Annotated in this window: 1 protein-coding gene; it reads left to right on the top strand. The window is 51.6% G+C overall.

The annotated features are described in order from the left end of the window. On the top strand, window positions 1-1,815 hold a 1,815-nt coding region (locus V6D20_05245; protein HEY9815195.1), incomplete at its 5' end, for an ATP-binding protein. Between the last annotated feature and the right edge of the window lie 107 nt (window positions 1,816-1,922).

Consider the following 1,922-nt stretch of genomic DNA (forward strand, 5'->3'; position numbering starts at 1 on the left):
TATATCCGAGATTTAGCAATTCTGTGGGCGATCGCTCTGCTGTCGATCACCATTGCTGTGGTGGTCAGCCGTCGATTGGTGACGCCCATTTTGCAGTTGGCCGCCATGACCACCAACGTGCCCCAGCGGTTGGTCAGCGACCATACTATTGACCTACCGACCAGCTCCATTGATGAAGTGGCGCTGCTGTCTGATAACGTTTACACCATGTTGCTCGCCCTCAAGCAACAGTTTGATCACATCCGTCAAACCAACAGCACCCTAGAGCAGCGGGTGCGGCAGCGCACGTTAGAATTGCAAACCCTCAACCGGGAACTACGGCAGGCCAAGGAAGCAGCGGAGGCGGCCAACCTTGCCAAGAGCGAGTTTTTGGCCAATATGAGCCATGAAATTCGCACTCCTATGAATGCCATTTTGGGATTTACCCAATTGCTGGATCAGAAAACCATCGATAGTCGCCAGAAGTCATATTTGTCTTCCATTGAAACGAGCGGTCAAATGCTGCTGGCGTTGATTGATGATATGCTCGACCTCTCTAGAATTGAGGCTGGGCAACTGCGGCTGTACTATGAGCCCGTGAATCTCCGATCTCTGATCGTGGATGTCAAAACCATTTTTAGCCAAAAGGCAGGGGAAAAGAATCTAGTTCTAGATGTCAGGCTGGATGATGCCTTGCCATGGATCTTGTTCGATCCAGTGCGACTACGGCAGATTTTGTTTAATGTGGTGGGCAATGCGGTGAAGTTTACCGAACAGGGGGGTATCTATCTCAAGGTATCGGTGTTTCCCGACGCTCAGAGTGATCAACACCTGACCTTAGAAATCACGGTTAGCGACACCGGTATCGGCATTGCACCAGATCAGCACCAAAAGATTTTTGAAAGTTTTACCCAAAGTGATGGGCAAGATGTGCGGAAATATGGCGGCACAGGTTTAGGGCTGGCTATTACCCGACGGTTGACCAAGATGCTCGGCGGTACGATTGTCCTCGATAGTGATCTGGGTCAGGGCTCTAAGTTTACATTTACGTTTCCCCACGTGGCGATCGCTCCCAGTTCCTATCCATCTGAACCGTTGCTCGAAGAAGCGATCACGCATGATGTCTGGAACACCCTGCCGCCGGTAACGGTTTTGGTGGCAGATGATGTGAAGTCCAATCGAGAGTTGATCCAGCAATATTTTCATGACAGCCACCATCGCATTCTCTTAGCCCGAGATGGCGATGAGGCAGTGCAATTGGCCCATATTCATCATCCAGATCTGATCTTGCTCGATCTACAGCTGGGCGATCGCAGCGGTCAGGAGGTCATCCAAGCGCTCAATCAACAGCCCGACACCCAGATGATTCCGGTGGTGGTGATGACGGCTAGCACATCTCGCGAACTGGATGAGTCCATCAAGCCTATGTGCCATGCTGTGCTGCATAAGCCCGTCCGCCATGAACACCTGTGGGAGGTTTTGAAAACAATCGATGTTCAGGACAAAACAACGGCCCCCCCATCACCAGCCGTCTCGCTAGCTGCGACAGAACAGGGGAGCGATCGCCAATCTGAGCTACTACTGGCCCTCAAGCAAGTCGAACAGGATCATTGGCAGCATTTGCGGCAAACCATGACCATGCGAGGGGTGGTTGCTTTTGCCCAAGCCTTGCAAGAGGTGGCTCAAACCTATGGCAACACCTCCCTTGATCGCTATGCCCACCTGTTGCTTGATCAAGTCGATGCCTTTGATTGGGATCATTTGCCCCAGTCCATTGATGGATTTGCCGAACTGCGGCGATCGCTGGAGGCTAGCCTATCGTCTCTGGCATCCTAAGGGTACTTTTTAGAGCATTACTGGATAGCAGGATGAATTGCCCTCATCCCCAACCCTTTTCCCTAGGGATAAGGAAGCTAAAACTCTTGTTTCCTCTCCTTTTGGGC

The sequence above is a fragment of the Candidatus Obscuribacterales bacterium genome, assembly GCA_036703605.1.
Lineage (GTDB): Bacteria > Cyanobacteriota > Cyanobacteriia > RECH01 > RECH01 > RECH01.